Source organism: Streptacidiphilus jeojiense, from assembly GCF_000719095.1.
Taxonomy (GTDB): Bacteria; Actinomycetota; Actinomycetes; order Streptomycetales; family Streptomycetaceae; genus Streptacidiphilus; species Streptacidiphilus jeojiensis.
In genome coordinates this window covers 348,946-373,217 of record NZ_JOEH01000001.1, presented here as the reverse complement: position 1 = coordinate 373,217, position 24,272 = coordinate 348,946, and the positions used below count along the sequence as shown (strand labels likewise).

23 protein-coding genes are annotated in these 24,272 nt (G+C 70.2%); 12 read left to right on the top strand and 11 right to left on the bottom strand.

Annotated features, from left to right (window positions below; genetic code table 11):
* Positions 1-84: 84 nt before the first annotated feature.
* The 3 genes from IF29_RS0101650 to IF29_RS0101640 all read right to left on the bottom strand — a co-directional run bounded on the left by IF29_RS0101650 (position 85) and on the right by IF29_RS0101640 (position 2,557).
* The gene (locus IF29_RS0101650) at positions 85-1,086 is read right to left on the bottom strand and encodes an aldo/keto reductase family protein (protein ID WP_030248549.1); all 1,002 of its coding nucleotides are present in this window, start codon (positions 1,084-1,086) and stop codon (positions 85-87) included.
* A 23-nt stretch (positions 1,087-1,109) separates the two neighbouring features.
* The gene (locus IF29_RS0101645) at positions 1,110-1,859 is read right to left on the bottom strand and encodes a class I SAM-dependent methyltransferase (RefSeq protein WP_030248547.1); all 750 of its coding nucleotides are present in this window, start codon (positions 1,857-1,859) and stop codon (positions 1,110-1,112) included.
* Between the two features lie 101 nt (positions 1,860-1,960).
* Positions 1,961-2,557 carry a DUF3043 domain-containing protein gene (locus IF29_RS0101640; RefSeq protein ID WP_030248545.1) on the bottom strand — a complete coding sequence of 199 codons (597 nt, stop codon included), beginning with the start codon at positions 2,555-2,557 and terminating at the stop codon, positions 1,961-1,963.
* 276 nt (positions 2,558-2,833) lie between these two features.
* Between IF29_RS0101640 and IF29_RS0101635 the strand changes: the two genes are divergently transcribed.
* Entirely contained in the window at positions 2,834-3,604 is a 771-nt protein-coding gene (locus IF29_RS0101635; protein ID WP_030248544.1) for a PspA/IM30 family protein, read from the top strand.
* Between the two features lie 11 nt (positions 3,605-3,615).
* Complete coding sequence (pspAA, locus tag IF29_RS0101630) at positions 3,616-3,894, top strand: PspA-associated protein PspAA (protein WP_030248542.1); 279 nt, start codon at positions 3,616-3,618, stop codon at positions 3,892-3,894.
* 71 nt (positions 3,895-3,965) lie between these two features.
* Here pspAA and nadA read toward each other — a convergent pair whose 3' ends face one another.
* Positions 3,966-5,156 carry a quinolinate synthase NadA gene (gene nadA / locus IF29_RS0101625; protein WP_030248541.1) on the bottom strand — a complete coding sequence of 397 codons (1,191 nt, stop codon included), beginning with the start codon at positions 5,154-5,156 and terminating at the stop codon, positions 3,966-3,968.
* A gap of 184 nt (positions 5,157-5,340) precedes the next feature.
* On the opposite strand from nadA, the gene IF29_RS0101620 reads away from it, so the two are divergent.
* The 3 genes from IF29_RS0101620 to IF29_RS0101610 all read left to right on the top strand — a co-directional run bounded on the left by IF29_RS0101620 (position 5,341) and on the right by IF29_RS0101610 (position 8,558).
* Positions 5,341-6,531 (top strand): low temperature requirement protein A, encoded by a 1,191-nt coding sequence (locus IF29_RS0101620; protein WP_232241972.1) that lies wholly within the window; start codon positions 5,341-5,343, stop codon positions 6,529-6,531.
* A gap of 31 nt (positions 6,532-6,562) precedes the next feature.
* Positions 6,563-7,021 (top strand): Lrp/AsnC family transcriptional regulator, encoded by a 459-nt coding sequence (locus IF29_RS0101615; protein WP_232241971.1) that lies wholly within the window; start codon positions 6,563-6,565, stop codon positions 7,019-7,021.
* Between the two features lie 169 nt (positions 7,022-7,190).
* A complete protein-coding gene (locus IF29_RS0101610) occupies positions 7,191-8,558 on the top strand; it encodes a pyridoxal phosphate-dependent decarboxylase family protein (protein ID WP_232241970.1) in 1,368 nt (455 codons plus the stop codon).
* Positions 8,559-8,588: 30 nt separating this feature from the next.
* Here the strand turns inward: IF29_RS0101610 and IF29_RS0101605 are convergent, their stop codons facing one another.
* Complete coding sequence (locus IF29_RS0101605) at positions 8,589-9,467, bottom strand: GNAT family N-acetyltransferase (RefSeq protein WP_030248534.1); 879 nt, start codon at positions 9,465-9,467, stop codon at positions 8,589-8,591.
* Positions 9,468-9,645: 178 nt separating this feature from the next.
* On the opposite strand from IF29_RS0101605, the gene IF29_RS0101600 reads away from it, so the two are divergent.
* The gene (locus tag IF29_RS0101600) at positions 9,646-9,999 is read left to right on the top strand and encodes a HesB/IscA family protein (protein ID WP_030248533.1); all 354 of its coding nucleotides are present in this window, start codon (positions 9,646-9,648) and stop codon (positions 9,997-9,999) included.
* An 84-nt stretch (positions 10,000-10,083) separates the two neighbouring features.
* Here the strand turns inward: IF29_RS0101600 and IF29_RS0101595 are convergent, their stop codons facing one another.
* On the bottom strand, positions 10,084-10,698 hold the full coding sequence (locus tag IF29_RS0101595; protein ID WP_157623518.1) for a hypothetical protein: 615 nt from the start codon (positions 10,696-10,698) through the stop codon (positions 10,084-10,086).
* 76 nt (positions 10,699-10,774) lie between these two features.
* Positions 10,775-11,008 (bottom strand): hypothetical protein, encoded by a 234-nt coding sequence (locus IF29_RS0101585; RefSeq protein ID WP_157623516.1) that lies wholly within the window; start codon positions 11,006-11,008, stop codon positions 10,775-10,777.
* Between the two features lie 208 nt (positions 11,009-11,216).
* Here IF29_RS0101585 and IF29_RS0101580 point away from each other — a divergent pair, with 208 nt between their 5' ends.
* Positions 11,217-12,191 (top strand): carbohydrate kinase family protein, encoded by a 975-nt coding sequence (locus tag IF29_RS0101580; RefSeq protein WP_030248527.1) that lies wholly within the window; start codon positions 11,217-11,219, stop codon positions 12,189-12,191.
* A gap of 84 nt (positions 12,192-12,275) precedes the next feature.
* On the opposite strand, the gene IF29_RS0101575 is transcribed toward IF29_RS0101580, so the two are convergent.
* The gene (locus tag IF29_RS0101575; RefSeq protein ID WP_030248525.1) at positions 12,276-13,652 is read right to left on the bottom strand and encodes a cysteine desulfurase/sulfurtransferase TusA family protein; all 1,377 of its coding nucleotides are present in this window, start codon (positions 13,650-13,652) and stop codon (positions 12,276-12,278) included.
* Positions 13,653-13,989: 337 nt separating this feature from the next.
* Here IF29_RS0101575 and ctaC point away from each other — a divergent pair, with 337 nt between their 5' ends.
* The 5 genes from ctaC (at position 13,990) to IF29_RS0101550 (ending at position 20,541) form a co-directional block, all read left to right on the top strand.
* The gene (gene ctaC, locus IF29_RS0101570; protein WP_030248523.1) at positions 13,990-14,859 is read left to right on the top strand and encodes an aa3-type cytochrome oxidase subunit II; all 870 of its coding nucleotides are present in this window, start codon (positions 13,990-13,992) and stop codon (positions 14,857-14,859) included.
* On the top strand, positions 14,856-16,619 hold the full coding sequence (gene ctaD / locus IF29_RS0101565; RefSeq protein ID WP_030248521.1) for an aa3-type cytochrome oxidase subunit I: 1,764 nt from the start codon (positions 14,856-14,858) through the stop codon (positions 16,617-16,619). The genes ctaC and ctaD overlap by 4 nt, the downstream gene beginning before the upstream one ends.
* Entirely contained in the window at positions 16,616-17,014 is a 399-nt protein-coding gene (locus IF29_RS0101560) for a cytochrome c oxidase subunit 4 (RefSeq protein WP_030248520.1), read from the top strand. Before ctaD ends, IF29_RS0101560 begins: the two co-directional genes overlap by 4 nt.
* Positions 17,015-17,188: 174 nt before the next feature.
* On the top strand, positions 17,189-18,424 hold the full coding sequence (locus tag IF29_RS0101555) for a L,D-transpeptidase (protein WP_030248518.1): 1,236 nt from the start codon (positions 17,189-17,191) through the stop codon (positions 18,422-18,424).
* 131 nt (positions 18,425-18,555) lie between these two features.
* Complete coding sequence (locus IF29_RS0101550) at positions 18,556-20,541, top strand: MFS transporter (protein ID WP_198037236.1); 1,986 nt, start codon at positions 18,556-18,558, stop codon at positions 20,539-20,541.
* Positions 20,542-20,627: 86 nt separating this feature from the next.
* On the opposite strand, the gene qcrB is transcribed toward IF29_RS0101550, so the two are convergent.
* From qcrB to qcrC, 3 genes are read right to left on the bottom strand one after another with little or no spacing between them, the layout of a single operon-like run.
* Positions 20,628-22,304 carry a cytochrome bc1 complex cytochrome b subunit gene (gene qcrB / locus IF29_RS0101545; RefSeq protein WP_084713350.1) on the bottom strand — a complete coding sequence of 559 codons (1,677 nt, stop codon included), beginning with the start codon at positions 22,302-22,304 and terminating at the stop codon, positions 20,628-20,630.
* Positions 22,305-22,306: 2 nt separating this feature from the next.
* Entirely contained in the window at positions 22,307-23,374 is a 1,068-nt protein-coding gene (gene qcrA, locus IF29_RS0101540) for a cytochrome bc1 complex Rieske iron-sulfur subunit (protein WP_030248513.1), read from the bottom strand.
* A complete protein-coding gene (gene qcrC, locus IF29_RS0101535; protein ID WP_030248511.1) occupies positions 23,371-24,174 on the bottom strand; it encodes a cytochrome bc1 complex diheme cytochrome c subunit in 804 nt (267 codons plus the stop codon). The genes qcrA and qcrC overlap by 4 nt, the downstream gene beginning before the upstream one ends.
* Positions 24,175-24,272: the final 98 nt, after the last annotated feature.

Genomic DNA, 24,272 nt, shown 5'->3' with positions numbered 1-24,272 from the left:
CTCGTGGACCAGTACCTTTCGGCGAGGACACCATAGGCTGCGGGCGCGACCGTTGAGAAGTACGGCCGGTACGTACGGTGCGGGCTACGGACGGGACTTGGGCGCGTTCTCCGCGGTCCTGGCCGGGTCGAACTCGGCGACCGGGGCCAGCACCGCGTCCATCCTCTTGAGCAGCTCGGAGTCCAGCTTCACCCCGGCCGCCCTGACGTTCTCGGTGACCTGCTCGGGGCGGGAGGCGCCGATGATCGCCGCGGAGACGTCGGGGTTCTGCAGCACCCAGGCGACCGACAGCTGGGCGAGCGAGAGCCCGGCCTCGTCCGCCAGCGGGCGGAGCTGCTGCACCCGCTCCAGCACGTCGTCCCTGAGGTAGCGGGCGACGAACTGGGAGCCGTTCTCGTCGGTGGCCCGCGAACCGTCCGGGACCGGCTGCCCGGGCAGGTACTTGCCGGTCAGCACGCCCTGGGCGATGGGGGAGAAGACGATCTGACCCAGGCCCAGCTCGGCGCAGGTCGGGACCACCTCGGCCTCGATGACCCGCCAGAGCGCGGAGTACTGCGGCTGGTTGGAGACCAGCGGGATCCGCAGCTCCTGGGCCAGCGCGTGCGCCGCGCGGATCTGCTCGGCGGTCCACTCGGACACGCCGATGTAGTGGGCCTTGCCCGAGTGCACCACGTCGGCGAAGGCCGTCATGGTCTCCTCCAGCGGGGTGCTGGTGTCGTAGCGGTGGGCCTGGTAGAGGTCGACGTAGTCGGTCTGCAGCCGGCGGAGCGAGCCGTTGATCGACTCCATGATGTGCTTGCGGCCCAGGCCCCGGTCGTTGCGGCCCGGACCGGTCGGCCAGTAGACCTTGGTGAGGATCTCCAGACCCTCGCGCCGCTCGCCCTTCAGCGCCCGGCCGAGGACGGCCTCGGCCCGGGTCCCGGCGTAGACGTCGGCGGTGTCGAAGGTGGTGATCCCGGTGTCCAGGGCGGCCCGGACGCAGGCGACGGCCGCGTCCTCCTCCACCTGGGAACCGTGGGTGAGCCAGTTGCCGTAGGCGATCTCACTGATGATCAGGCCGCTGCGGCCCAGATGACGAAACTCCATGCGGCAGACCCTACCCCCGGTGATCAACCGGGGCGGGTGCCCACCAGATGGAGCAACGCGGCCACGGCGCGGTAGGGGTCGGTGCGACCGGCCCGCTCCTCGGCGTCCAGCAACTGCGCCAGCTGCCGTCCGTCCACCGGCGGGCCGACGTGGTCGGGCGTCTGGTCGGTGAACACCCGCACCCCGTACCAGCGGCGCAGCGGGACCACGATCTCGGACAGGGTCCGGGTCAGCGGCTCAAGACGGTCGGCGCGGGTGGGCAGACCCAGCCGGTTGGTGTAGCGGTCGGTGCCGAAGGCCTCGATCGCCCCGCCCCAGTCCCCGGCGCAGCCGGGCCGCATCGCCAGCGCGTCGCCGTTGCGGACCACCACCGAGAGCATGCCGCCGGGGGCGAGCACCCGGGCCAGCGAGGCCAGCATCGGCTCCGCCTCGGGCATGTACATCAGCACCCCGTGGCAGAGCACCACGTCGAAGGTGCCGGGGCCGAACCAGCGGCCGCAGTCGCCGCCCTCGCCGGTCAGCAGGCTGATCCGCTGCTGCACCTGCTGGGGCTCGGCGCCGATGGCGCCCTGGGCCGCCCCCAGCGTCACCGGGTCCGGGTCGAGTCCGGTGACCAGGTGCCCGGCCCGGGCCAGCCGGACCACCTGGGTGGCCTGACCGCAGCCGACGTCCAGCACCCGCAGCGGACGGGCCTCGGCGGCGCCGTTGCCGTGGAAGAAGTGCTCGGTGATCTGTTCGGCCAGCTGCCTGGCGACCAGTTCCTGACGCACGATGTTCCGCAGCCCCGACAGACCCGCCAGCCAGGCGTCGGCGCCGCCGTCGAATCCCGCCTGGCGCTGCTCCGGCAGCCGACCCCGGTGGGCGTAGGCCTCGATCAGGGCTTCTGCCCTCGCTTGACCTGGGGCTTGGGCAGGCGCAGCCGGCGCATCTGCAGGGTGCGCATCAGCGCGTACGCCACCGCGCCCTTGGTGTTCTTGTCCGGGAAGCGCTGGGCCAGCTGCTTGCGCAGGCCGAAGGACAGGATGAAGGAGTGCACCACGATCAGCGCGATGATCACGACCCAGAGCACCAGCGAGATCGCGGTCAGCGCGGGGCTGCGCATCACACTGAGCAGCAGGATGATCACGGCGAACGGCAGGAACCACTCGGCCGCCGTCATCCGGGAGTCCACGTAGTCGCGGGCGAAGCGCCGCACCGGGCCCTTGTCGCGGGGCGGCAGCGCCGACTCGTCGCCGTTCAGCAGCGCGGCGCGCTGCCGCTCGCGGGCGGAGCGGTCGCGGCTGCGGGCGTCCTTGGCGGCCTCCTTGCGGTCCTTGGGCACGTACGCGCGACCGCGGCGGTTGGCCTCGGCCTCACTGCGCTTGGGCGTGGGGCGGCCCTTGGGCGCTTGCGCGGCGGGGCGGTCGGCGGAGTCAGGCTTCTCGAGCGTGACGGCGTCGGCGGGGGCATCCTGGGAGCTTCGTCGGAACACACGGCAAGAGTACGTGGTCAGCAGGTGTAATCCCTAGCCCTGGTGGGCAACCGGCTGCCTCGGCCGCCCCGGTGCCGCCTCCGGGGCCCTGCTCCTGCCTGTGGTCGAGGCGACACCTGGAGGTATCCCTCGCACGGATGACGCCGCTGCGGTGTTGCTGTAGCACTCTTGTTGCAGGCCGGTGCGCTGCGGTGAACGCCCCGCGCCCCGTAGTCTTGGGTACGAGAACCGGCAGGCCGGAGAAGGGGGCGCGCGAGGCCCATGAGCGACGGAATTATGAGGCGGATGTCGATGATCTTCCGCGCCAAGGCCAACAAGGCCTTGGACCGTGCGGAGGACCCACGGGAGACACTCGACTACTCGTACCAGAAACAGCTCGAACTGCTGCAGAAGGTGCGTCGTGGAGTGGCCGATGTGGCGACGTCCCGCAAGCGCCTGGAGCTCCAGCTCCAGCAGCTCCAGAAGCAGTCCTCGACGCTGGAGGAGCAGGGCCGCAAGGCGCTCTCGCTCGGCCGCGAGGACCTGGCCCGTGAGGCGCTGACCCGCCGTTCCGGGATCCAGCAGCAGGTCGCCGACCTGGAGACGCAGTACCAGGCCCTGCAGGGCGAGGAGGAGAAGCTCACGCTCGCCTCCCAGCGGCTGCAGTCCAAGGTCGACGCCTTCCGGACCAAGAAGGAGACCATCAAGGCCACCTACACGGCCGCGCAGGCGCAGACCCGTATCGCCGAGTCCTTCTCCGGGATCTCGGAGGAGATGGGCGACGTCGGCCTGGCGATCCAGCGGGCCGAGGACAAGACGGCGCAGATGCAGGCGCGGGCCGGCGCGATCGACGAGCTGCTCGCCTCGGGCGCGCTCGACGACCCGACCGGGATGCGCAAGGACGACATCACCGCCGAGCTGGAGCGGATGTCCAGTGGTTCGGACGTCGAGCTGGAGCTCGCCAGGATGAAGGCCGAGCTGTCCGGCGGCAGTGCGGAGCCGACTCCCGCGATCGAGCAGGGTCAGCAGCCGACCACGCCGCAGGACCAGCCCCGGTTCGACAAGTAAGGGAGAGTCTCATGATCGTCAGGATCATGGGGGAGGGCCAGTTCGAGGTCCCGGACAGCCTGGGGGACCGGCTCAACGAGCTGGACAACGCCGTGCTGGCCGCTCTCGACACAGCTGACCGGGCCGACTTCAAGGTCAGCCTGGCCGCCCTGCTCGCTGCCGTCCGGGCCGGCGGCACGCCGGTCGCGGACGACGTGCTGGTCCCCTCGGACGCCACCCTGCCGTTCGAGGACGCCACGGTGGACGAGGTCAAGGCACTGCTGCACGACGACGGGCTCATCCCCGGATAGTGACGGCGGACGCAGGAGGGGCACCCCGACCGGGGTGCCCCTCCTGCTTGCTGACGCGGCTTCAGCAGCCGTTACGGCAGGGCCAGCATCTGGTCCAGCGCCGCCTTGGCGTGCTTCTCGGTCTCCGGGTCGACCGTGATCACATTGGGGACCCGGCCCTCGACCAGCGACTCCAGGGTCCAGACCAGGTGCGGCAGGTCGATCCGGTTCATGGTGGAGCAGAAGCAGACGGTGCGGTCCAGGAACACGATCTCCTTGTCCGGGTGCGCCTTGGCCAGCCGGCGGACCAGGTTGAGCTCGGTGCCGATGGCCCACTTGCTGCCGGGCTCGGCGGCGTCCAGCGCCCGGATGATGTACTCGGTCGAGCCCACCAGGTCGGCGGCCTCGACCACCTCGTGCTTGCACTCCGGGTGGACCAGCACGGTGACCCCGGGGACGCGCTCGCGGACCTCGTTCACCGAGTCCAGCGAGAAGCGGCCGTGGACCGAGCAGTGGCCGCGCCACAGGATCATCTTGGCCGCCCGCAGCTGCTCGGGGGTCAGCCCGCCGCCCGGCTTGTGCGGGTTGTAGACGACGCAGTCGTCGGGGCTGAGGCCCAGGTCGCGTACGGCGGTGTTGCGGCCCAGGTGCTGGTCCGGCAGGAACAGCACCTTGGTCCCCTGCTCGAAGGCCCACTCCAGGGCCCGCTGGGCGTTGGAGGAGGTGCAGATGGTGCCGCCGTGCCGGCCGGTGAAGGCCTTGATGTCGGCGGAGGAGTTCATGTAGGCGACCGGGACGACGGTGTCGGCGATCCCGGCGTCGGTGAGCACGTCCCAGCACTCGGCGACCTGCTCGGCGGTGGCCATGTCGGCCATCGAGCAGCCGGCCGCCAGGTCGGGGAGGATGACCTGCTGGGCGGCGCTGGTCAGGATGTCCGCGCTCTCGGCCATGAAGTGCACGCCGCAGAAGACGATGTACTCGGCCTCGGGCTTGTTGGCGGCGTCGCGGGCCAGCTTGAAGGAGTCGCCGGTGACGTCGGCGAACTCGATGACCTCGTCGCGCTGGTAGTGGTGGCCCAGGATGAACACCCGGTCGCCGAGGGCGGCCTTGGCGGCGCGGGCGCGGGCGACCAGGTCCGGGTCGGAGGCGGCGGGGAGGTCGCCGGGGCAGTCGACGCCGCGCTCGCTGGCGGTGTCGGCCTCGCGGCCGAGCAGCAGCAGGGCCAGCGGGGTGGGCGCCGGTTCCTGTGCCAGTGTTCCGGGGCGTGCACCGTTGGTGGTCATGGGCGGACTGCCCTCCTGTGGGGGAGGGGCAGCGGCGCCCCACCCTTTTCGTCTATCTGACGCTATCTATCATAACCCGCTTGCGCCACCGTGACGACGGGCGCTGTGGGAGTGTGACGTACACCGCTCTGTGGGAGGGTCGCAGGTGAGGGCGGTCGGAGAGCCACGGGAAGGGTACGCGTAGGTGAGCCTCAGGTCGATCGGCGTCGGTGCGGGAGTGCGGCGGATGGTGCGCAGGGAGCGCACCGAGAAGCACCGGGCGTCCACTCCGTTGGAGCTCTTCTTCGACCTCTGCTTCGTGGTCGCGGTGGCCCAGGGCGGCTCGCAGCTGGCCCACGCCTTCGCGGCCGGGCACGGCTGGAACGCGCTGCCGCACTACCTGTTCGTGTTCTTCGGGGTCTGGTGGGCCTGGATGAACTTCACCTGGTTCGCCTCGGCCTACGACACCGACGACGTCCCCTACCGGCTGGCGACCTTCGTCCAGATCACCGGCGCGCTGATCTTCGCGGCCGGGGTGCCGCGGATGTTCGAGGGCCGGATCGCGGTCGCGGTGCTCGGCTACGTGGTGATGCGGACGGTGATGATCACCCAGTGGCTGCGGGTGGCCTCGGCGTCCGACGGACCCGAACGGGTGATGGGGCTGCGCTACGCCGGCGGCATCGCACTGTGCCAGTGCCTCTGGGTGGTCGCGGTGCTGCTCCCGCACCGGGTGCAGGTCTGGGTGCTGCTGCCGGTGGTGCTGATGGAGATGCTGGTCCCGCTGTTCGCGGAGCGCCGGTACGCGACCACCTGGCACCCCGAGCACGTCTCCGAGCGCTACGGCCTGTTCACCCTGATCGTGCTGGGGGAGACGGTCTCGGCGGCCACCGTCGCGGTCCAGTCCGGGGTGAACGGGCACGGCGACCTCGGGAAGGTGCTGCCGATCGCCGCCGGCGGCCTGCTGGTCTGCTTCTCGGCCTGGTGGATCTACTTCGCCCGGCCGATCCACGACTACCTGCGGTCCAACCGGCAGGCGTTCGTCTGGGGCTACGGCCACTACTTCGTCTTCCTCAGCGCGGCCGGCATCGGGGCCGGGCTGGAGGCCGCCGTCGAGCACGCCGTGGGTGAGGGGCACCTGTCGGACACCGGCGCCGCAGCGGTGGTCACCGGGCCGACCGCGCTCTTCCTGTTCACGGTGTGGGCGATCCACGCCCGGCACAACAAGCACGGTGCGGTCCAGATGCTGCTGCTGCCGGTCACGGCGCTGGCGGTGCTCGCCACCACCTTCGTCGGCGGCGGCGCGGCCGTGCTGACGGCCGGGCTGCTCTGCGCCGCCGCCACCGCGGTCGGCCTGGTGCTGCACCTGCGCGAGGACGGGGCCGGTCAGCCGGGTTGAGTCCGGTGGCCGGTGTGCTAATCCTGTACGCGTGCCCGCACCGCTGAACTCCGCCGCCGCCCGTCTGGACGAGACCGACCGCAAGGTCCTGGAAGTGCTGGGCCGGGACGGGCGGGCCAGCTACGCGGAGATCGGGCTGCTGGTCAACCTGTCCGCGACGGCCGTCAAACGGCGGGTGGACCGGCTCCGGGAGCGCGGGGTGGTCCGCGGCTTCACCGTGGTGCTGGACCCGGCCTCGCTGGAATGGCGTACCGAGGCCTTCGTCGAGGTCTACTGCCGGGAGCGGACCTCCCCCGAGGAGATCCTGGCCGCGCTGCGGCAGTTCCCCGAGGTGGTCGCCGCCTGGACGGTCACCGGCGACGCCGACGCGCTGGTGCACCTCCGCGCGGCGGACACGGGGCACCTGGAGGCGGTGATCGAGCGGATCCGCCGGGAGCGCGGGGTGCAGCGGAGCCGTAGCCAGGTGGTGCTCAGCCGGCTGATTGGCTGACCCTCGGTGCGCGACCAGCCGTGCACGTGCCGCACCTGTTCGGAAACCGTCGCGGTGGGGCTGGCACGCGCAGGAATGCTGCGTGGGGCGGTGGGTTCCGACATGCCGGGTGGGGTTGCCGCTGCCTAGGGTTGATCACGACCTGAGCCCGCCGTGAGAGGACCCTCCCGTGACCCAGCGCATGCACCGGTACGACGCCAGGACGGTCGACCTGGTCTTCGACTACATGCGGGAGCGGCTGCAGTACGACCCGGTGCCGCTGGACCACCCGGGCGACGGCGAGCGGCTCGGAGCCGTGCTGGACGGGCTGCTGAGCCCCGGCGGAAACGATCCTGCCGATGTGCTGAAGCTCTACGACCACGAGCTGTCGCGCGCCGTGATCTCGGCCGACAGCCCCCGTTACCTGTCCTTCATCCCCTGTGCGCCCACCAAGGCCGCGCTGCTCTTCGACATGGTGGTCTCCTGCGCCTCGCTGCAGGGCATCTCCTGGCTGGAGGCGGCCGGCGCCATCGCCGCCGAGAACCAGGTGCTGCGGCTGATCTCGGACCGGGCCGGGCTGCCCGAGTCGGCCGGCGGCTGCTTCGTCTCTGGCGGTTCGGCCGGGAACCTGTCGGCCCTGGTGGTGGCCAGGGACACGGCCAGGCACCGGCTGGGGGTGGGCGTCGGAGCTCGGCTGCGGATCGCGGTGAGCGACCAGACCCACTCCTCGGTCACCAACACGCTCAACATCATCGGAGTGGAGAAGCTGGTGGTGCCGACCGAGGGTCACCGGCTGACCGGTGCGGCGCTGCGCGCGGCGCTGACCGCCGACGGCGACCCGGCGTCGGTGATCGGGGTGGTCGGCACGGCCGGCACCACCAACGCCGGCATCGTCGACGACCTGGCCGGGCTGGCCGAGGTGGCCCGGGAGTACGGGCTCTGGTTCCACGTCGACGGCGCCTACGGCGGTGCCGGGCTCTTCGCCCCGTCGGTCCGGGCCAAGTACGACGGCATCGAGCACGCCGACTCCTTCGTGGTGGACCCGCACAAGTGGCTGTTCGCGCCGTTCGACTGCGCGGCGCTGGTCTACCGGGACCCGAGGCTGGCCAAGGCGGTGCACACCCAGGACGCCTCCTACCTGGACGTGCTGCACACCGGCGACCACGAGCAGGAGTGGAACCCCACCGACTACGCCTACCACCTCACCCGCAGGGCCCGCGGCCTGCCGCTGTGGTTCTCGCTCGCGGTGCACGGCACCGACGCCTACACCGAGGCGATCGAGACCGGGATCGGCCTGGCCAGGGACACCGCCGCGCTGATCCGCGCCGAGTACCCGCAGCTGGAGGTGGTCCGCGAGCCCGAGCTCTCCTGTCTGGTCTACCGGCGCCTGGGCTGGCAGGCCGAGGACTACTACGCCTGGTCCGAGCAGCTGCTGGCGGACCAGGTGGGCTTCGTCACCCCGACCGGGTGGGAGGGCGAGGTGGTCTCCCGGTTCGCCTTCCTGCACCCCGGCACCACCATGGCGATGGTCAGGGAGATCCTGGACACCATGGTCTGACCGCCGCCCGGGATCCGGTGCTCAGAGCGCTCAGAGGTAGGCGCTCGACGGCAGGTACGGAGCCGGCGGGCGCATCCCGCGCAGGGCCAGGTAGCCGCGGTTGCGCAGGGTCAGGCCGCCGGCCAGGCCGACCGCCACGGCCCAGTCCTGCTCGGCGGTGGCGCGGGCGATCCGCACCTCGGTCCCGGCCGGGACCCGGGCCAGTGCCTCGATCAGCAGCCGCGAGGCGAGCCGCCGGGAGGTGGCCGCCAGCAGCACGATCCGCCCCTCCCGCCGGTAGCAGTAGCCGCTGCCGGTGAGGGTGTCGACGAGCAGCAGTTCGTCGCTGGTGCGCAGCAGCACCGGGTGGTCCGGGCCGTGCGCCCCGCCCCGGGCGCGGCGGTCCACCGAGTCCAGCAGCGCCAGGTGCGAGGCGTCGCCGAGGTGCACCGGGATGCCGCCGGGGTCCGGCAGCGCGGCCCGGTCGACCTGGCCGGTCAGCTCCATCGTCGGGTGCAGCTTGAACCCCGCCGCCTGGTAGCGGCGGGCCGCGCGCGGGTCCGGGGAGGAGGCGACGATGCCGCGCAGGCAGCCGCGCCCGTAGGCGACGGCGTGGTCCAGCAGCAGCCGTCCCACCCCCTTGCCCTGGGCCTCCGGGACCACGCAGAACAGCGAGAGCCCCCACAGGCCCTCGCGGCGCAGGGCCAGGGCGGCGCCGATCGGCCGGCCGTCCTCCTCGGCGAGCCAGCAGCCGCCGGGGTCGGTGCCGGCGAGGTGCCGGGTGCGGATGTCGGAGACCGCCACGGCCGCCGGGGTCGGCTCTCCCGGCTCCTCGCCGAGACTGCGGTCCAGGGTGGCGAAGGCCGCGGTGGACACCTCGCGGACGGCTGCGGCGTCGGAGGCGCTGTCACGGACCGGGCGCAGGAGCATGGACTCAGTCTCCCTCCGGACCGGCGCGGGAGGGGACCGTTCCGGCCGCCTCCGCCGGGCAGTGTGCGAGCATGGGAGATGCCCCTACCACTTGTGGGCAATCCCCGGAATACTTCGGGGACGCCGCCGGTTTGCCGCTGGTAGCAGCAGTACGTCGTCACAACCCGGGAGTATGCAGATGACCGTCCAGGACGAGACCAACGTCGAGAGCGGGATCCTCCTCAGCGATGCCGCCGCGGCCAAGGTCAAGAGCCTGCTGGAGCAGGAGGGCCGCGAGGACCTCGCGCTGCGCGTCGCCGTGCAGCCCGGTGGCTGCTCGGGCCTGCGCTACCAGCTGTTCTTCGACGAGCGCTCGCTCGACGGCGATGTCGTGAAGGACTTCGGTGGCGTGAGCGTCGTCACCGACCGGATGAGCGCTCCGTACCTCGGCGGCGCCTCCATCGACTTCGTCGACACCATCGAGAAGCAGGGCTTCACGATCGACAACCCCAACGCCACCGGCTCCTGCGCCTGCGGCGACTCCTTCAGCTAGTCGCTCCGCGCACGGCCGAAGCAGCGGCGCCCCCGTCCGTCCGGACGGGGGCGCCGTTCTGCGTGCGGGGCCGGGCGGGCCGGGTCAGTTGGGCTTGGTCGGACCGTGGGTGACCACGGTGCCGCTGCTGGGCAGCGGATCGCTGAGCGGGAGGGCCTTCCCGGTGGTGGTGTCCACCACCCTGCGCCCGTCCAGCGGCGACCCGAGGTCGGTGCTGACCGTCTGCGGGGTCAGCACGGCCGGGCACATCTGGCCCGTCTTGGGGCCCTGGGTGACCACCACGGTCACCGCGACCTCGCCGGAGGCCGACTGGTCCGTGTGCAGGCCGTACTTCTCGCAGGTACCGCCGTAGAAGTGGACGGTGAGGACGGTGCCGGAGGTGGAGTAGCCGTCGGCCGTCTGACCCCTGCCGGTGGGGGTGGCCGACGCGGCACCGGAGCCGGAGCCCGAGCTGCTCGGCGCGGGGATGTTGGGGCCGCCGGGCTGGATGCCGGTCTGGGTGCCCGCCGCGGGCGTGGTGGGCACCGGCACGACCACCGACGACGTGGCCGAGGGCGATACCGAGACCGCTGCCGAGCCGCCGGCGTTCACCGCGGAGCCGGAAGCGCATGCCGTGGCGCTGCCCAGCGCGACGGCTCCGAGTACCGCGAGTGCCGCCGCTGTCCGTGCAGTCGTCCGGGTCGTCGTCCTGCGAGTCATCACTCATGCCTCCCGTGCTGTCCCGTATAGCTGAACGATGATGGGACGCGGAAGGTGCGGAACAGGTTCCGCCGGATCAGTCGCCGAAGTCGGAGAGGTCCCGGACCAGGGCGGCCGAACGGGCGCTGACCTCGAATCCCGGGTGCACGGGCCGGTCGGCGGTGGCCTTGTCGGTGGCCTTGGAGGTGGCCAGCAGCGGCCAGAACAGGCCCATCCGGCGGGAGGTGTGCACCAGACCGGCGAGGGTGTCGGCGTCGGCGTCGCCGCGGAGGTGGGCGGGGACGTGGATCGGGTTGTTCCTGGGCAGCATGCGGTGCTCCGAGGTCGGTTCCGGCGGCGAGTGGACGCCGTCCACCTTCGACCCTAGATCGGGAACGGAGCGCATTCCAGGCCTACCACAGGGTAACCGGCAGGTGCCGGTGAGGTGACACGGCGTGCGGCCGGTACCGTGTTCGGGGCCGACATCTGTCGGCACCCTGTGTGCAGTCCCGTAGAGAACCGCTTCGAGGAGCCCTTCCGTGCGCATCGCTGTTACCGGATCGATCGCCACCGACCACCTCATGACCTTCCCCGGACGTTTCGCGGAGCAGTTCATGGCGGAGCAGATGCACACCGTGTCGCTCTCCTTCCTGGTCGACACCCTGGACGTGCGCCGCGGCGGGGTCGCCCCCAACATCTGCTTCGGGATGGGCCTGCTCGGGCTGCACCCGATCCTGGTCGGCGCGGCCGGGGCGGACTTCGCCGAGTACCGGTCCTGGCTGGACCGGCACCACGTGGACACCAGCGCGGTGCGGATCTCCGAGACCCGGCACACGGCGCGGTTCGTCTGCACCACCGACACCGACCACAACCAGATCGCGTCCTTCTACACCGGTGCGATGAGCGAGGCCCGCAACATCGAACTGCGGCCGATCGCCGAGCGGCTGGGCAGCCTGGACCTGGTGCTGATCGGCGCGGACGACCCGGAGGCGATGGTCCGCCACACCGAGGAGTGCCGCGACCGCGGGTACGCCTTCGCGGCCGACCCGTCGCAGCAGCTGGCCCGGCTGGACGGCCACGACATCCGCAGCCTGGTGGACGGGGCGACCTACCTCTTCTCCAACGAGTACGAGAAGGCCCTGATCGAGACCAAGACCGGCTGGTCCGAGGAGGAGATCCTGGACCGGGTCGGCGTGCGGGTCACCACGCTGGGCGCGAAGGGCGCCCGGATCGACCGCAAGGGTGAGCCGCCGGTGCTGGTGCACTGCCCGGTGGAGAACGTCAAGGCGGACCCGACGGGTGTCGGCGACGCGTTCCGGGCCGGGTTCCTCGCGGGGCTGACCTGGGACCTGGGTCTGGAGCGGTGCGCGCAGATCGGCTCGATGCTGGCGACCCTGGTCATCGAGACGGTCGGCACGCAGGAGTACGAGCTGCGGCGCGGGCACTTCCTGGACCGCTTTGCCGTGGCCTACGGCGAGGACGCGGCCGCCGAGGTCCGGACGCACCTGGCCTGAGCGATCCGCTCCACGTCGGTGGGTGGCTGACGTTCGCGCAGTTCCCCGCGCCCCTAAAACAGGGGCGCGGGGAACTGCGCAACCTCAGCTCAGACGGCGGATCAGGTAGGCAACGGCGCCGACGCCCTCCGCGGGTTCGCTCCCCACGTACTCCTGATCGCGCATCTCGCACCAGGCCGGGATATCGAGCCCCGCGGCCTCGTCGTCGGACAGGACTCTGATGAGCCCGCCGACCGGGACGTCGCCGAGGTGTCTGGCCAGCTCGATCACCGGGATCGGACAGCGGCGGCCCAGGGTGTCCAGGGTCAGTTCGTCCGTCGACGGCGTTGCTGACGGAGCGTCGAGCGTACTGCGGACCGCTGCGACGGCCCGGGGGAGGACCTCCAGGAAGCGGTCGAGGTCGGCGTCGGCGCAGTCCGCCGGCAGCGACACCCGGATGTTGCCCTCGGTGAGCACCCCCATCGCGGCCAGCACATGGCTGGGCATCAGCGTGCTGGAGGTGCAGGAGGAGCCGGAGGTGACGGCGAAGCCGGCCCGGTCCAGCTCGCCCAGCAGTGCCTCCCCGTCGACGTAGAGGCAGGAGAAGGTCAGCAGGTGGGGCAGCCGGTCCTCGGCGGGGCCGAGCACGGCCAGGTCGGGGACCAGCCCCGGCAGGGCCTCCCGCAGCCGGGCGATCCTGGCGTGCTGCACCGGGTTCAGCGCCGCCGCCTCCTGCCGGACCGCGCGCAGCGCGACCGCCGCCGCGATCACCGCGGGGACGTTGACGTGGCCGGGCACCCGCCCGGCCTCCCGGTCGTCCGCGGGCAGCGGCGAGCGGTAGCGGACGCCCTTGCGGACCGCCAGCACACCGACGCCCGCCGGTCCGCCCCACTTGTGCGCCGAGGCGGTCAGCAGCGACCAGCCCCGGGGCGCCCCCAGCGGCCCGAGCGACTGGGCCGCGTCGACCAGCAGCGGCACCCCCCGCTCCGCGCACAGCTCGGCCACCTCGGCGACCGGCTGCACCGTCCCCACCTCGTGGTTGGCCGACTGCAGGGCGGCCAGCGCGGTGCCGGGGCGCAGCTCCTCGGCGAACGCCCCGGTGCGGACCCGTCCCTGACGGTCCACCGGGACGGCGGCGGCGGTGCCCCCGTCGGCCTGGTGTCGCTCGGCCGCGTGGAGCACGGAGGAGTGTTCGACCGCGGAGTGGACCAGGTGTCGCCCGTTCCGGTGATTCCCGGCGAGCGCGCCCAGCACCGCGAGCTGGTTGGCCTGCGTCCCCGACGTGGTGAACACCACTTCGTCGGTACGGGCGCCGAGTTCCGCGGCGACGGTCTCGCGGGCGGCGTCCAGCAGCATCCTGGCCCGGCGTCCGTCCCGGTAGAGCCGGGCCGGGTCGGCCCAGCCCTCGTCGAGCGCGGACAGCAGCGCCTGCCGGGCGAGCGGGTGCAGCGGGGCGGTCGAGGCTGCGTCGAAGTACGGCACCTTCACACGTTAGCGAGCAGGTCCTTGGCGGGACGTCAGGGGGCCGTCCACAGTGTGATCGTTTGGGTGCCTTATGGTGTGTCAGCCGGGTGCCACCGGCGTGTCGCCGGAATGCTCCCCGGGTGTGCGAAGTGCCCATCTGACCTGGGAATCCATCCGTTCGGGGGCCATCCGGGGGCCGCCTCGGCGCGTTAGCCGGACCTGCCCGCGAAGCTCCGATACGCCTGGAGTAGGGTTTGGCCCGCATAAACATCCATACCCTGCCCGCTGACCGGGCCGCCGGGACCACAGTTACCCGGGTGGCGCGTGAGCGGGCGAGACTTCGGGAAGGCGCTACGTGAGTCCCAACGGCTCCGACCGCTCGCCGCGGCGCTCGATGCGGCGGAAGCTGCTCTCAGCGCTCACGCTGGGCCTCGTCCTTGCCACCGCCACCGGCTGCTCGTCCTCGCAACTGCCCCGGCTCGGCCTGCCCACTCCGCGTGACGAGCAGGGCAAGACCGTCCTCTTCATCTGGCAGAGCTCGTGGATCGCGGCGCTGGCTGTCGGTGTCCTCGTCTGGGGACTGATCCTGTGGAGCGTGTTCTTCCACCGGCGCAGCCGCACCAAGATCGAGGTGCCGCAGCAGTTCCGGTACAACATGCCGGTCGAGGCACTGTTCACCGTGGTGCCGCTGATCATGGTGTCGGTCTTCTTCGCCTACACCGCGCGTGACGAGGACTACCTCCTCAAGACCCCGACGCCGGCCACCACGGTCAACGTCGTCGGTTTCCAGTGGAGCTGGGCGTTCAACTACAACCACACCGTCACCAACAAGAGCCAGGGCGACGTGGCCGGTGACGACGGCGGCGCCTACGACGTCGGCACGCCGGGAACCCCGCCCACGCTGTGGCTGCCGCTGGGGGAGAAGGTCGAGTTCGACCTCACCTCGCGTGACGTGATCCACGGCTTCTGGCCGGTCGACTTCCTGATGAAGATGGACGTCATCCCCGGTGTGGTGAACAAGTTCGAGGTGACGCCCACCGCGCTCGGCACCTTCCGCGGGAAGTGCACCGAGCTCTGCGGTGTCGACCACTCGCAGATGCTGTTCAACGTCAAGGTGGTCACCCCGGCCGAGTACGACGCGCACATCGCCGAGCTTCGCGCCAAGGGCCAGAAGGGCTTCGTGCCCGCGGGCATCACGACCACCGGAGCGGACAACGCCAAATGACGATCCTCAACGAACCCCAGGGTCTCAGCGGTGGTACCGCCACCGTGGGCCGGAAGAGCGCGCTTGAGCGCAAGTCCGGGACCCAGGTCATCAAGTGGATGACCACCACCGACCACAAGACCATCGGCACGCTGTACCTGGTCACCTCGTTCGCGTTCTTCATCATCGGCGGCATCCTGGCGCTGACGATGCGTGCGCAGCTGGCACAGCCGAACGGCTCGGTCCTGACGAACGAGCAGTTCAACCAGGCGTTCACCATGCACGGCACGATCATGCTGCTGATGTTCGCCACCCCGCTGTTCGCCGGCTTCACCAACTGGATCATGCCGCTGCAGATCGGCGCGCCCGACGTGGCGTTCCCGCGGCTGAACATGTTCGCGTACTGGCTGTACCTGTTCGGCTCGCTGATCGCGGTGGGCGGCTTCCTCACCCCGCAGGGTGCGGCCGACTTCGGCTGGTTCGCCTACTCGCCGCTGTCCGACGCGATCCACTCGCCGAGTGTCGGCGCCGACATGTGGATCATGGGTCTGGCGCTGTCCGGCTTCGGTACCATCCTCGGCTCGGTCAACTTCATCACGACCATCCTCTGCATGCGTGCCCCCGGCATGACCATGTTCCGGATGCCGATCTTCGTGTGGAACGTGCTGCTCACCGCGGTGCTGGTGCTGCTGGCCTTCCCGGTCCTGGCCGCCGCGCTGCTGGCGCTGGAGGCGGACCGCAAGTTCGGTGCGCACGTCTTCGACCCCGCCAACGGCGGGCCGATCCTCTGGCAACACCTCTTCTGGTTCTTCGGCCATCCAGAGGTGTACATCATCGCGCTGCCGTTCTTCGGGATCATCTCCGAGATCGTCCCGGTGTTCTCGCGCAAGCCGATGTTCGGCTACCAGAGCCTGATCGCGGCGACCATCGCCATCGCCGGCCTCTCGGTCACCGTGTGGGCCCACCACATGTACGTGACCGGCGCGGTGCTGCTGCCGTTCTTCTCCTTCATGACGTTCCTCATCGCGGTGCCCACCGGGGTGAAGTTCTTCAACTGGATCGGCACCATGTGGCGGGGCTCGCTGAGCTTCGAGACCCCGATGCTGTGGACCGTCGGCTTCCTGGTGACCTTCCTCTTCGGCGGTCTGACGGGTGTTCTGCTGGCCTCCCCGCCGATCGACTTCCACGTCTCGGACTCCTACTTCGTGGTGGCGCACTTCCACTACGTGGTGTTCGGCACGGTCGTCTTCGCGATGTTCGCGGGCTTCCACTTCTGGTGGCCCAAGATGACCGGCAAGATGCTGGACGAGCGGCTGGGCAAGATCACCTTCTGGATGCTGTTCGTCGGCTTCCACACCACCTTCCTGGTGCAGCACTGGCTGGGCGCCGAGGGCATGCCGCGTCGCTACGCGACCTACCTGCCCACCGACGGCTTCACCACGCTGAACCTGATCTCCACCATCGGGTCGTTCATCCTCGGCGCCTCGATGCTGCCGTTCTTCTACAACGTGTGGAAGACCGCGAAGTACGGCGAGAAGGTCGACGTCGACGACCCGTGGGGCTACGGCCGTTCGCTGGAGTGGGCGACCTCCTGCCCGCCGCCGCGGCACAACTTCCTCACCCTGCCGCGGATCCGCTCCGAGTCCCCGGCGTTCGACCTGCACCACCCGGAGATCGCGGCCCAGGACTACCTGGAGAACCACGGCGAGGTGCCGCCGCACCTGGTCGCCGCACTGGAGGCAGCCGCTGCCGACACCGAGAAGGAGGCGGGTGACCGATGAGGGAACAGGGCAAGATCTTCGCTGGCTTCGCCGTCTTCGTCCTCGGCATCGCGATCTGGTACGGCATCTGGTCCAAGGACCCGACCGGCACCACGGCACTGTTCATGGCCTTCGGGCTGGGCGCCTTCATCGCCTTCTACCTGCTGTTCACCGCCAAGCGGGTGGACACCGGGGCCGGTGACAACCCCAAGGCCGAGGTGTCCGACGACGCCGGCGTGCAGGGCTTCTTCAGCCCGCACAGCTGGATGCCGCTGTCCCTGGGCATCGGCGGGGCGCTGATGTTCAGCGGCGTCATCTTCGGCTGGTGGCTGATGTACTTCTCCGCCCCCATCCTGCTGATCGGCATCTTCGGCTGGGTCTTCGAGTACTACCGGGGCGAGAACCAGACGCAGTGAGTTCCATCCCCCTGAAGGGGCGGCGGACCGTTTCGACGGTCCGCCGCCCCTTCTGCATTTCCGGTCGCGCGTATTCGGCATCACTCGTTGGGGCGCGGTCAGTGGGTGTAATGCTGTGATTCTTCCTAGGATGTGACGGTACGTCGACTATCGGCGCTTGGGAAGGACAAGGGCATGAGGGCTCGGTTTCTGGCAGCAGCGGCGTTGACGGCCGGGCCGCTGCTGCTGTGCGGGTGCAGTGGTGGCAGCAGCCTGGGCCATGAGAGCTCGGTGGACGCGGCCGGTCTGGTCAGCCTCAGCCCGTCCGGACGGACCGTCGACCCCGACCTGCCGGTGGTGGTCACCGCCGCGCACGGGCAGCTCACCGACGTGGTGGTGACCGACGCCGGCGGCCGCCGGGTGGCCGGGGCGATCGCCGCCGACGACCGCAGCTGGCGCTCCAGCGCGCCGCTGAGCGCGGGGCAGCAGTACACCGTGCGGATCAGCGCCGACAACGGCGACGGCGGCCGTGGGACCACGGTCCAGCAGTTCGCCACCAAGCCCGCCCCGAAGACCCTGACGGTGAAGCTCACGCCCGGCGACAAGGCCGTCTACGGGGTCGGCGAGCCGATCACGGCGACCCTGAGCACCCCCGTGCACGACCCGGCCGCCAGGAAGGCCGTGGAGCGCGGTCTGACCGTCGACTCCACCCCCTCGGTGCAGGGCGGCTGGTACTGGGTGGACGACAGCACCCTGCACTTCCGCCCCAGGACCTACTGGCCCGCGCACGCCGCCGTCAGCGCGGCCTTCTCCATGCAGGGCCTGCCGGTCGGCGCGGGGCTCTACGCCGGCGCCCCCAGCAGGATCTCCTTCAGCACCGGGGACAAGGTCCTCGCGCTCACCGACGCCGGCAGCGACGAGATGACGGTCTACCGCAACGACAAGGTGATCAGGACGCTGCCGATCACCACCGGGAAGCCGGGCTTCTCCACCCGCAGCGGGTTCAAGGTGATCCTGGAGCAGTCGCCGGTGGTCTACATGAACTCCACCACCATCGGCATCCCGGCCGGCAGCTCCGAGTCCTACCACCTGGACGTGCACTGGGACACCAGGGTCACCTGGAGCGGCGAGTACGTCCACGCCGCGCCCTGGTCGGTGGACCAGCAGGGGGTCGCCAACGTCAGCCACGGCTGCACCGGGATGAGCACCGAGAACGCGCACTGGTTCTACGACACCGTCCGGCGCGGCGACGTGGTGGACGTGGTCAACAGCCGGGGCCACCAGATGGAGACCTTCAGCAACGGCTTCGGCGACTGGAACCTGTCCTGGGACGACTGGCTCAAGGGCAGCGCCCTGGGCCGGCCGGTCGACACCGGCGCGGTGGACGGCCGGACCGCGGCCGAGGTGGGACACCTGCGTCCGGAGGCCTGAGCAGCCCTCCGGCAGCATTCCTGGAAATGACCCTGCGCGCACGCACGTTCGCCTGAACAATGGGCGGCGGTACGGCACTTGGCCATTCCAGGAGGGGAATCCCGTTGTCCGAGAGCGCCACCGCGGTCCGCATGTCCGAACCCGTAACCGGGACGACGCCGGGGCAGTCGAGATTCGTCCTGCCCGTCGTCCTGGTCGGTACCTTCATGGCGATCCTCGACGTCGCCATCGTGAACGTCGCCATCCCCTCGATCCGCAGCGGGCTGCACGCCGGCTTCGGCGCGGTCGAGCTGGTGGTCTCCGGTTACACCATCGCCTATGCCGCCCTGCTGGTCACCGGTGGGCGGCTGGGGGACATCATCGGCCGCAAGCACATGTTCGTGGCCGGACTGCTGGTCTTCTCGGCGGCCTCGGCGCTGTGCGGGGCGGCGCCCAGCATCGACGTGCTGATCGTGGCCCGGGTGCTGCAGGGCATCGGCGGAGCGATGCTCTACCCGCAGGTCCTGGCGATCATCCAGACCACCTACCAGGGCCAGTCCAGGATCAAGGCGCTGGGCACCTTCGGCGCGGTCATCGGCATCGCCTCCATCGCCGGGCAGCTGATCGGCGGCGGACTGCTGGCCGCGAACCTGTTCGGCTGGACCTGGCGTCCGGTCTTCCTGGTGAACGTCCCGATCGGGCTGCTGGCCGTGGCGGCGGCGCTGGTCTGGCTGCCCAGGGACGAGCCGGTCCCGGGCACCCGGCTGGACCTGGGCGGGGTCGGCCTGGTCACGCTGTTCCTGCTGCTGCTGTCGGTGCCGCTGCTGATCGGCCGTGACCAGGGCTGGCCCGCCTGGCTGCTGGTCTGCCTGGTCGCCGCGGTCCCGGCCGGATACGCCTTCGTCCGCTACGAGCACCGGGTCGGCCGGCGGGAGGGCGGCCAGCCGCTGGTGCGGCTGGACCTGTTCCGCAACCGCAGCTTCGCCGGCGGGGTGCCGATCGCCCTGCTGTTCATGGCCTCCTACGCCGGCTTCCTGTTCACGCTCGCGGTCTACCTGCAGACCGGTCTCGGCTTCTCGCCGATCGACTCGGCGATGGTCTACACACCCTCGGCCCTCGGCTTCTTCGTCACCTCGCTGCGGGCCCCCAGGCTGGTGCCGGTACTCGGCCGCCATGTGCTGACGCTCGGCTACCTGGTGGCCGGGCTCGGGCTGCTGGCCACCGCGGCCACGGCGTACACGGCGGGCACCTCGCTGACCGTGTGGACGCTGGCGCCGACGCTGCTGATCACGGGACTGGGCCAGGGCCTGGGGATGAGCCCGCTGGTCGGCACCATCATCTCCGGGGTACCGCCGAAGGACGCCGGCTCGGGATCGGGCATCGTCACCACGATCATGCAGACCGCGAACGTGCTGGGAGTGGCCCTGTTCGGGCTGGTCTTCTTCGACCTGGTCGGGCAGTCCGCGCCGGGAGCGGCCTACTCCACCGCCTTCTCCGAGGTGCTGCCGATCTCCGCCGGGCTGCTGCTGGTCGCCGCACTGCTGGTGTTCCGGCTGCCGCACGCCCCGGGGCAGCCGTCCAACGCGCTGATCGAGCGGCTGCCCGGCTGGGCCAGCGGCTTCGCCTGGTCGATGTTCCTGTCCACCGGCGGCCGGGTCGGCGACACCCTGTTCACCGACCTGCTGGGCCGTTTCAGGGCCTCCCGGCTGGAACGGGCCGCCGAGGCCCCGGACACGATCGGTGACTTCCTCGCCTTCCACTACCACGAGCACGAGGCGGGGGACAGCTCCTGGATGGGCTACCTGCAGCGGGAGGCACTCGCCTACGGCGACCGGACGGTCCCGCGCGAGGAGGAGCGGCAGCCGGTGATCCAGGCCCAGATCGAGGAGATCAGACGGCGCCAGGCAGCCGGGATGATCAATCCCGGGACCGATCCGGTGCTGTTCCAGCTGCTGACCTTCGCGATGGGCAGCTATCCGTCGCTGCTCCCGCAGATCACCCGGATGGCCACCGGACTGAGCCCGCACGACCCGGAGTTCGTGGCCCGCTGGGAGGAGTTCCTGCACCACATCGGCGCCCAGCTGGAAATCCGGGGAGCGGAGACCAGGGCGGGCGGGGAGTTCGCCGTCGAGGGCTGACCCGTCCTCAGCAAGCAGACCGAAGGGCCCCTCCCGCGAGTGCTGCGGGAGGGGCCCTTCGGGTACTGCCGTGCGGTGGAGCGGGATCAGTGGTGGCCGTGGCCGCTGGTGATCTCGGCGTGCTCCTCCGGGGTCGGCTTGGGGATCTGCGCGGCCTCGCCGAAGTAGCTCTGGGAGAGCCGGGCACGGGTCTTGGTCAGCAGCGAGACCTTGCGCTTGACGCCGTTCTCGTCCACCTCGGCCGGCAGCTCCATCGGCTGGAACTGCTCGTGCGCGGTGATGGTGTGCAGCGCCTCCGGGGAGAGCTGCTCGTGCACCTCGATGAACTCACCGTGCGGCAGGCGCTTGATGGTGCCGGTCTCGCGGCCGTGCAGGACCTTGTCCCGGTCACGGCGCTGCAGGCCGATGCACCAGCGCTTGGTGATGGTGAAGGCGATCACCGGGCCGACGAAGAAGAGGATCCGGCAGGCCCAGGTGATGGTGTTGATCGACAGGTTGAAGTGCGTGGCGAACAGGTCGTTGCCGCCGGCCACCAGCAGGATGCCGTACTCCGCGATCCAGGCGACACCGAACGCGGTGCGCATCGGCGCGTTGCGCGGGCGGTCCAGGATGTGGTGCTCGCGCTTGTCGCCGGTGATCCACCCCTCCAGGAAGGGGTAGGCCGCGATCACGATCATCACCAGGCCGAAGATCATCAGCGGGATGAAGACGCCGAGGACCAGGGTGTGCCCGAAGGCCCTGATCTCCCAGCCGGGCATGATGCGGATCAGGCCCTCGGAGAAGCCCATGTACCAGTCCGGCTGGGCGTCGGTGGACACCTGGTCCGGCCGGTAGGGGCCGTAGGCCCAGATCGGGTTGACCGAGGCGATCGCCGAGACCATCGCGATGACGCCGAAGACCAGGAAGAAGAAGCCTCCCGCCTTGGCCATGTAGACCGGCATCAGCGGCATGCCGATGACGTTCTTCTCGGTCCGTCCGGGGCCCGCGAACTGGGTGTGCTTGTGGTAGAAGACCAGGATCAGGTGGGCCACCAGCAGGCCCAGCATGATGCCCGGGATCAGCAGCACGTGGATCGTGTAGAAGCGCGGGATGATGTCGTTGCCGGGGAACTGGCCCCCGTACAGGAACATCGCGATGTAGGTGCCGACGATCGGCATCGACAGGATCGCGCCCTCCATGAAGCGGATACCCGTACCGGACAGCAGGTCGTCCGGGAGGGAGTAGCCCATGAAGCCGTCGAACATGCCCAGGAAGAGCAGCAGGAAGCCGAACAGCCAGTTGATCTCGCGGGGCTTGCGGAACGCGCCGGTGAAGAAGACGCGCATCATGTGCACCAGCATGGCCGCCACGAAGACGATGGCCGCCCAGTGGTGGATCTGACGGATCAGCAGGCCGCCGCGGACGTCGAAGCTGATGTCCAGGGTGGACTTGTAGGCCTCCGACATCCGGATGCCGTTCAGCGGGGTGTAGGAGCCGTGGTAGACGACCTCACCCATGCTGGGGGTGAAGAACAGCGTCAGGTAGACGCCGGTCAGGATGATGATGATGAAGCTGTAGAGGCAGATCTCGCCGAGCATGAAGGACCAGTGGTCCGGGAAGATCTTCCGCAGGTTGGCCTTGGCCAGCCCGTAGATGCCGAGCCGGCCGTCGACCCAGTCCGCCGCCTTCTCGCCGAGGTGGGCCTGGTCGACCCCGGCCTCGCTGTGGCCGACCTGGTGGTCGTCGTGGTCGCCGACCGCTGTGGGTTCCGCGTGAGTGGTCATGGTTAGCTGCGCTCCCAGAAGCCGGGGCCGACGGGCTTGCTGAAGTCGCCGAGTGCCTCGAGGTAGCCGTCGCCGTTGACCGAGATCTGCAGCTGCGGCAGGGGGTGCCCGGCCGGGCCGAAGATCACTCGGCCACCGTCGGAGAGGTCGAAGGTCGACTGGTGGCACGGGCAGAGGACGTGGTGCGTCTGCTGCTCGTAGAGGCTGATCGGGCAGCCGACGTGGGTGCAGATCTTGGAGTAGCAGAGGACGCCCTCGTAGCCCCACTCCGCCGACGTCTGGTCCTTGATGTCGGCCGGCTGCATCCGGACCAGCATCACCGCGGCCTTGGCGATGACCTCCTGGAAGTCCTCGTCGCTCTCCTCCACGCCTTCCGGCTTGGCGAAGGTCAGCGAGCCCACCGTGATGTCGGAGGCCTTCATCGGCTCGTTGGTGTTCATGTTGACCAGGCGCTTGCCCTTGGCCCACTCGGTGGAGTCGAGCTTCTTCTCCGGCAGCGGACCGAGGTCGCGGAACAGCACCACCGCGGACAGCGGGACCATCGCCATGGCGCCGATCATGGTGTTGCGGATCAGCTTGCGACGGCCGAAGCCGCTCTCCTTGGCACCCTGGCGGAAGTCGGCGAAGACCTGCTCGCGGACCTCGGGGCTGGCCTCGATCGGGTGGCGCTCGGCGATGTGCTCCTCGTCCGACATCAGCGTGCGGGCCCAGTGGACCGCGCCGGCGCCGATGGCGAACAGCGAGATGCCGAGGGTCATGCCCAACGAGAAGTTGAGCTTGCTGATGTGACCCAGCGGGAAGATGTAGACCGTGTTCTTGAGCTCGGGCCCCGGCTTGAAGAGCACGTAGGACGCGATGAAACCGATCGTCGCGACCATCGAGAGCAGGAACCACATCGCCACCTGGCGCTCCGCCCTGGCGGCGGCGTGCTCGTCGATGTCGGTACGGCGGTGCTCGTGGGGCGGCAGCCCCGGATCGGCGAAGGCGTCACCGTGGACGGCTAGCTCTCCGCCGTGGGCCCCGTGGGCCTCCGGCAGGTGTTCTTCAGACATGTTGTCCTGGCTCGTCATGACTTCTTGGCCTTGGGGGTGCGGGCGGCGATCCAGATCGCGATACCGATCAGGGCGCCCAGCGCGAAGATCCAGCCGAACAGGCCCTCGGTCACCGGACCCAGTGCGCCCAGGGTGAGCCCGCCGAAGCTGGGGTTCTTCGCCGGGTCGGTGGTGTGCTGCACGTAGGCGATGATGTCCTGCTTGTTCTGCGTGGACAGGGTGCTGTTCGGGAAGGACGGCATGTTCTGCGGGCCGGTGAGCATGGCCTCGTAGAGGTGCTTGGCGCTCACGCCGTCCAGGGAGGGCGCGTACTTGCCCTCGGACAGCGCGCCGCCGGAACCGGCGAAGTTGTGGCACTGCGCGCAGTTGGTACGGAACAGCTCTCCACCCTTGGCGACGTCGCCGGCGGCGTACTGGTCGGACGTCGGGATCGACGGACCGGCGCCGAGCGAGGCCACGTAGGCGGCCAGCTCGTTGATCTCGTCCTGGGTGTAGATCACCTTCTTGGCGGGGATCTGCGCACCCGGCTGCTGGGCCGGCATGCGTCCGGTGCCCACCTGGAAGTCCACGCTGGCAGAACCCACACCCACCAGGGTGGGCCCGTCCTTCGTCCCCTCGCCGCTGAGAGCGTGGCAGCTGGAGCAGCCCACGGCGAACAGCTTCTTGCCCTGCTCGATCTGCAGGGACTGGCTGCTGTCGGCCTGGGCGTTGCCGGCCGGAGCGAACGCCGCGTACAGCCCCCCGGTCGTCGCCAGCGCAAAGAGTAGGACGACGAGCGCTGCCAGCGGGTGGCGCCGTCGTGCGGAGAGCTTTTTCACGGATTAACCCCGGTGTGAGGATCTGGAGCGTCTGGAGTCTGGCTGACCGTCAGGTCGGTCTGTGGGGACCGCCCGGCGGTGTGCCGGGAGGACGGTCC

Bases quoted from the DNA above. Each gene is read 5' to 3' on its own strand.
- nadA (WP_030248541.1), bottom strand. From the start codon at position 5,156: ATGACCACCAACGGTGCACGCCCCGGAACACTGGCACAGGAACCGGCG.
- IF29_RS0101550 (WP_198037236.1), top strand. From the start codon at position 18,556: ATGTCCGAACCCGTAACCGGGACGACGCCGGGGCAGTCGAGATTCGTC.
- IF29_RS0101605 (WP_030248534.1), bottom strand. From the start codon at position 9,467: ATGCTCCTGCGCCCGGTCCGTGACAGCGCCTCCGACGCCGCAGCCGTC.
- qcrB (WP_084713350.1), bottom strand. From the start codon at position 22,304: ATGACCACTCACGCGGAACCCACAGCGGTCGGCGACCACGACGACCAC.
- pspAA (WP_030248542.1), top strand. From the start codon at position 3,616: ATGATCGTCAGGATCATGGGGGAGGGCCAGTTCGAGGTCCCGGACAGC.
- IF29_RS0101600 (WP_030248533.1), top strand. From the start codon at position 9,646: ATGACCGTCCAGGACGAGACCAACGTCGAGAGCGGGATCCTCCTCAGC.
- ctaD (WP_030248521.1), top strand. From the start codon at position 14,856: ATGACGATCCTCAACGAACCCCAGGGTCTCAGCGGTGGTACCGCCACC.
- IF29_RS0101555 (WP_030248518.1), top strand. From the start codon at position 17,189: ATGAGGGCTCGGTTTCTGGCAGCAGCGGCGTTGACGGCCGGGCCGCTG.
- IF29_RS0101595 (WP_157623518.1), bottom strand. From the start codon at position 10,698: ATGACTCGCAGGACGACGACCCGGACGACTGCACGGACAGCGGCGGCA.
- IF29_RS0101585 (WP_157623516.1), bottom strand. From the start codon at position 11,008: ATGCTGCCCAGGAACAACCCGATCCACGTCCCCGCCCACCTCCGCGGC.
- IF29_RS0101560 (WP_030248520.1), top strand. From the start codon at position 16,616: ATGAGGGAACAGGGCAAGATCTTCGCTGGCTTCGCCGTCTTCGTCCTC.
- IF29_RS0101650 (WP_030248549.1), bottom strand. From the start codon at position 1,086: ATGGAGTTTCGTCATCTGGGCCGCAGCGGCCTGATCATCAGTGAGATC.
- IF29_RS0101635 (WP_030248544.1), top strand. From the start codon at position 2,834: ATGAGGCGGATGTCGATGATCTTCCGCGCCAAGGCCAACAAGGCCTTG.
- qcrA (WP_030248513.1), bottom strand. From the start codon at position 23,374: ATGACGAGCCAGGACAACATGTCTGAAGAACACCTGCCGGAGGCCCAC.